This window comes from Herpetosiphonaceae bacterium (genome assembly GCA_036374795.1).
Classification (GTDB): Bacteria; Chloroflexota; Chloroflexia; order Chloroflexales; family Kallotenuaceae; genus LB3-1.
In genome coordinates this window covers 1-5,600 of sequence record DASUTC010000062.1, presented here as the reverse complement: position 1 = coordinate 5,600, position 5,600 = coordinate 1, and the positions used below count along the sequence as shown (strand labels likewise).

5 protein-coding genes are annotated in these 5,600 nt (G+C 64.6%); all 5 read left to right on the top strand.

Features of this window, described 5'->3' with window-relative positions; translation table 11 throughout:
• A partial coding sequence (locus tag VFZ66_03885; protein ID HEX6288302.1) for an AAA family ATPase occupies positions 1-1,377 on the top strand: 1,377 nt, incomplete at its 5' end.
• A 62-nt stretch (positions 1,378-1,439) separates the two neighbouring features.
• Positions 1,440-3,779, top strand: a complete 2,340-nt coding sequence (locus tag VFZ66_03880; protein HEX6288301.1) for a hypothetical protein — start codon at positions 1,440-1,442, stop codon at positions 3,777-3,779.
• Positions 3,780-4,258: 479 nt separating this feature from the next.
• Entirely contained in the window at positions 4,259-4,756 is a 498-nt protein-coding gene (locus VFZ66_03875; GenBank protein HEX6288300.1) for a hypothetical protein, read from the top strand.
• Positions 4,757-4,912: 156 nt separating this feature from the next.
• Positions 4,913-5,113: a hypothetical protein gene (locus VFZ66_03870; protein HEX6288299.1), complete on the top strand. Its 201-nt coding sequence runs from the start codon at positions 4,913-4,915 to the stop codon at positions 5,111-5,113.
• Positions 5,114-5,115: 2 nt separating this feature from the next.
• On the top strand, positions 5,116-5,600 hold a 485-nt coding region (locus tag VFZ66_03865; protein ID HEX6288298.1), incomplete at its 3' end, for a hypothetical protein.

Genomic DNA, 5,600 nt, shown 5'->3' with positions numbered 1-5,600 from the left:
CTTGTGCTGCGGGTCTATCGCTCGCTGCTGGCGGGGCGGCATGTCGTGCTCAGCGGCCCGCCCGGCACCGGCAAGACCGAACTGGCGAAGCGCCTGCCGATGATCCTGTGGCGGGAAGAGCCGCGCACTGTGCAGCGCCTCGCGACCGGCCTCGATCAGCCGCCGGTGGTGGAGATCACGCTTGAGCGCCACGGCTACAAGCCGATTGTCGTCACGGCGACCGAGGACTGGGGCGTTCGCGATGTGGTCGGCGGGATCGCGCCCCGGCTGAGCGATCAGACCAATGGCTTGAGCTACGATATTCAGCACGGCCATCTCACGCGGGTGATCCTGCAACACTTCGACGGCACCGACGACGGTCATACCTTGCCCCAGGATGTGCGGCGGCTGCAACGGCGCGAGTACCAGGCGGCAGACGACAAAGACCGACGCTACCGGGGTGCCTGGCTGGTCATTGATGAGTTCACTCGCGCGCCGGTGGACGCCGCCTTCGGCAGCCTGCTTACCACGCTCGGCAGCCAGGATGGCGCGGTGCTCAGCGTGCCCGCTGGTGATTTTAGCGAGGTGCCGGTGCCGCTGCCGCGTGACTTTCGGATCATCGGCACGCTCAACTCGTTCGATCGACACTTTCTCAACCAGATGAGCGAGGCGATGAAGCGCCGCTTCGACTTCATCGACGTGCCGCCGCCGGGGCCGCACCTCGCCGACTTTGAGCAGGGCAGCGCGGTGCTCAAGGCGCTGCGCACGCTGCACCGCAACGGCTTCGCGGCGATCGTCGAGGTGCCAGGGCCGCAGCGGGTGAGCTGGCCCGGCGTGATCGAGATCGAGGTAGTGCCGGACGCCGATGGCGTTGCGCGCTACCGGCTGGGCGCGCTCGATCCCGCTGCTGCTGCCGCGCTTGAGTCATTCTGGCGCATCTTTGCGGCGATCCGTGTCTTCCGGCAGCTCGGCACAGCCCAGGCGATTGCCGTCTATACCAACCTCTTCACCGGCGTGCTGGTCGGGATGTCCTGGCCGGAGGCGCTCGATACCGCGCTGGCCGACTCGCTGGCCGATCAACTGCAAGTCCTCACGCGGGATGAGCAGCGCATGCTTGAGATGTATCTGGAGTATACCCAGGATGCCGCGCTCTTTGCCCGCGAAGTGGGGCGCATTCTGGAGCAGGTGCCGCAGGGCCGCCGTCCGTCATTGTTGTACGCGCTGCGTGAGGCGGAGCAGCTCCGTAGCGGCACCAGCACGATCACGACTCGCGCCGAGCATACGCTCAGCGCTGACGAACTGCGCCGGGTCTTTGGCCTGGATCAGGCGCTCGTCCTGCCGTCGCCGAGCGTCTTCCGCCGTCGGCTGCACGATCTGATCAATGAGCGCGGCCTGTAGGAGCTGGACATAACGAAGTATTTGCCGTATCGCGGGCGTACACTGGAGATCGATGGAACGTCATGGCTGAGCCAACACCTGAGGAGCGCAACGCCTTTCTGTGGATGCAGGGCCGCATGGTCGAGCTGCTGCTGCGCCACGATGCCCGGCGGTTTGCCACGACCTTCGATACGCGCACCGGCGACGAGGAGCAGCTTGACGATCCCCGGCTGCGCCGCTATCGCGTGCTGGCGGTGCTCTTCTACCTCCGCGACGATCTCTTCGACGGGATTATTCCCCGCATCAAACGTCGGCTGAGCTTTGTCGCGCCGCGCGAGGTGGGCATTGAGGAACTGCCGCCGCGCGGGCGGATTGACTGGAGCCGCACGATGACCGCCTCGTGGCGCGAGCGACCGGGCGAGCTGCCGCTGGAGGTGCATACCCGCCAGCGCCGCCGTCACTTTGCCACGCCCGAAAACCTGCTGACCGTGGCGACGCTAATCGGGTACCGCAGCGCCGCGCAGAAGCTGCTCGAGGCCGAGAGCGCCCGCGATAGCGCGCAGGCGATCCGCCATCCGCTCCACGAGATCATCGACGGCTGCACCCGCGAGCTGGTCTTTCCGCAGTTCGCCGGTCTCGTCTCCGAGGCGACACGGATCGTCACGGGCAGCGCAGGCCGGACGGTTGCCGATCTGGAGCGTGCCGTGGCCGATAACCTGCTGCCGGGCCGCAACAGCGCCTACGACGATCTGCTGGACTGGCGACGTAAGCTCGAACGGCTGCGGCTACTGGAGCGCACGGCAGTGCAGGAGGTGCAGCCGATGCTCGGTGCCGATCCGGCCCGTGACAATTACCTCTACCAGCTCTGGCTCTTCTACGAGCTGGGCGATCTGCTCCAGCGTGAGCGGCGGCTCACGAGCTGGGATCAGCACCGAATGGTCATCACTTGGCGCTGGGGTGCAGACGCTGAGCCGTGTGAGTACTGCCTTCAGCACGATCAGGCGATCCCAGGAAGCACGGTGCTGTGGCCGAGCGCGCCCGGCGTGCGGCCTGATTTCTACATCGCCCGCACCGATCAGCAGATCGTCGGTGATGGTCCGTCCAGCCGTGTGATCTGGCGCGAGCCCGGCTTCGTGCTCGACGCCAAGTACTACCGGCCACGCGACAGCGCCAAGACCCCGGCCAGCCCGATCAAGCGCATGATCGCCGACCTGCAACTGACGGGCGAGCGGCACGGTGCCTTGCTCTTTGCGTTTCATGGCGGGCCGCTGGATGCGCTCGCCTCGGATGAAGCGCCCGGCTCAACCACGCCGTCCAGCCATGAAGTTGCTCCCGATCCTGCTCTGGCCCAGTACGCTCAGCCTGATATTCGTATCCACAACTGGCGTGCAAGCCCGCGTATCTCCGGGGATCTCGGCGATCTTGAGCGTACCCTGCGCCGCGTGCTCGATCGAGTTCATGCCGCGCTCAAGCAGCGCATCGAGGTCCGCTGTCGCGGCGTCTTTCTCGACAGCCTCAGCGCGAACGCCCATCAGCAGCTCGCTACAGCAGCGCAGCTTGTGCTCCGCGATGGCGCTGCGGTGGATGTCCCGCTCGACGATCTGCTGCTGTGTCCCAAGCCGCACGTTGCCCCCTGGCGCGTCGATCTGGTCCGTCTCTCGCATGACTGCTGCCAAAATGCGGTGGTGTGCCACATCAAGGGCCAGCCGAATGTCGAAAAGCCGCAGCGGCTCACGGCGCTGGAACAGATTGCGGAGGCGATTCGCGGCGCGGCGACCGGCGAGGACGATGATGCGGTGATCGAGGCGGCCAATCAGCAGGTGCTGGCAATTACCCAGCGCTACGCGCAATTGATCCAGCCCGATCTCGCGCACTATGAGCGCTGGGTGCGGGATAGGCTGGAGGTCGGTAGCCTGTTTGATACAACGCCGCTCTTGACGGCAACAGAGCGTGAAACGCTGGCGCTGGCGCGCTTTCTCTGGGAGCAGATCGATGCGAGTAAGGCGTCCAACTACGCCGGCCCGACGCTGCTCTTCACCGGCGCGCTGGAAGCGCTGACGCGGGCGACGATCTACCGGCGCTGCCCCACGCTGCGCAAGCCGAACGGCGAGGCATTGATGAGATCCCTGGGAGCGCTGGGCAATAGCTCACAGTACCCCGCGACGTGGCGCATGCTCTACGGATCGATTGTGGACGGCGGCTACTGGAACGAACGATTCGATCCGTCATCGCGCTATCCGCTCCGCACCTGGATCGACCGCCTACGCACGATCGTCGATATTCGCAACCAGGCGGCGCATGCAGCCCGCGTCGATCGCGATCAGTTCAACCAGATCGTCGTCGCGATCTTCGGTAGCTCGCGAACCGGCATTGGCCTGCTGAGCGGGCTACTGCTGGCCTGGACTGAGCCAGTAGGTCGTTGATGGAGTCTGTTGCTGGTTACTGAGGAAGTAGAGCACTGCGGTGCCGCACTCCATCCCATCCCTCTCGGCACGCCCTGCCCAATCGCTGATCCGGACTTCGTCCAGGGCATCTGTACCACGACCTCCGCACCACGCAGTTCCTGTCATCCCTCGCTCGATGTGTGACCATCCGGCGTCCGGCCAGCCACTTCCCCTGATCCGTTATTGACACCGGACTCCCCCTGGTATAGACTATTTGAAACAAATTTGCTCCTGGCGGTGGTATCAGCACCCCAGGAGCGTGGCAACCGGCGGTACTGGCCCACCGATTGCGAGCAGCAGTATAGCATGCTCGTGTGCGCTTCGGTCCGCCTTCGGGCGGCTTTTTGTTGCTTGAAGGTGCATCAGGACGGATGCGAGCATGCGCACCCCCTACCGGCTGCTCCTGTGCGCCACCGCCCAACGCGGCTCATCCCCCCAGGCCGCAGCGAGGGCAAACCATGGAGTATCACCCAGGACGGCTGATCATCTCTTCCGAGGACGTAGCGCGCCTCTTTGCCGCTGCGTGGCGGGCGTGGCGTTCGTTGCATCGTCGGCTTTCTTCGATTCGGCGTGTCGCGCCGCCGATCCCCGCCCGCTTTGGGTATTACCGTCGGCTCTATGCCGAGATGACCAGCCGCGAACTCATCGCAGCACGCGCATTGTTGGAGCAGGGGCAGATCCGCGCCGCTGGTGCGCTGGCCGGGGTTGCGCTGGAGCTGCATCTCAAGCATATCGCCGCCGCGCATCAGGTGAGCGTGCGCCAGCGCGCGACGATCGTCCAGGTGCAGGAAGCGCTGCGGGCGGCGGGCGTGCTGCACGTGCAGCACGGGAAGCTGCTCAAGCGGTTGACCAGGATGCGCAACCAGTGCGTGCATGCACGGCCCGAGCCGCCGAGCCGGGCGCTGGTTGAGCGCTTGATCGCGGGTGTGGAGGAGCTACGGCACACCTTGCGCTAAGCAGCCGACGAGGATCGTGCGGGGCATGCGCGAACCAGCGCCCCGGCACCAGCGCAAACGTCACGCGCTGGACGAGCGTGGTAAGGATGCGATGGGTATAATAGGCGGTGGCTTCCTGTGGCGAGGTCGGTGCATAACCATTCGTAGGTGAGCAGTATGCCCGTGATCCTGATCGCGTATGCGCTCTTTGGCGTTGGCATGATTGTCGTGCTGAACATGGACATTCAGCGTGATTACCACGCGCGTACCGTCACGCTCGGCCTCTTCCTCGTTGGTATCTTTATTCGCTGTGCCCTCGTGATGACGTTGCTGTTTATGCTTCAAGTCGGGATCACAGCTATCGTGGTAGGACCATAACCATGCACGTCCCCTTATTACGCCCTGTCCGCAGCGCATCACTCCTTGTGGGCGTCTTCATTATCCTGGCTTCGCTCGCGCGCTGGGGCGGGACCGCGCACCCTGGACCGCGCTTCGTCGTAGGGGTGATGGTCTTTACCAGCCTCGTGCTCAGCTTTATGGCACTCATTGCCTGGCTCTACCGAGACATGTCAGCTCCTGCGACGCGCCCGCGCCCTGCCATCCTCCATCGCACCATGAGCGCCCTCTCGCTGAGTAGTTGTGCCATGTTCGCCATCGGATTTTATTGGGACGAGATCTGGCACCGCCGCTTTGGTGGATTTGGGAATGACTTTCTCTGGCCGCCGCATATGCTGATTTACAGCAGCATGCTGCTCTTCGCGCTGTTCGCGGTTGGTGGGATCATGTTCACCCTGCGCGGACACGGATCGATCCGCGAGCGGCTTCGTTCGGAACCCTACATTGGGCTCCTCGGTTTGGTGAGTGC

Coding starts and splice junctions, on each gene's coding strand:
- VFZ66_03880 (HEX6288301.1), top strand. CDS start 1,440: ATGGCTGAGCCAACACCTGAGGAGCGCAACGCCTTTCTGTGGATGCAG.
- VFZ66_03875 (HEX6288300.1), top strand. CDS start 4,259: ATGGAGTATCACCCAGGACGGCTGATCATCTCTTCCGAGGACGTAGCG.
- VFZ66_03870 (HEX6288299.1), top strand. CDS start 4,913: ATGCCCGTGATCCTGATCGCGTATGCGCTCTTTGGCGTTGGCATGATT.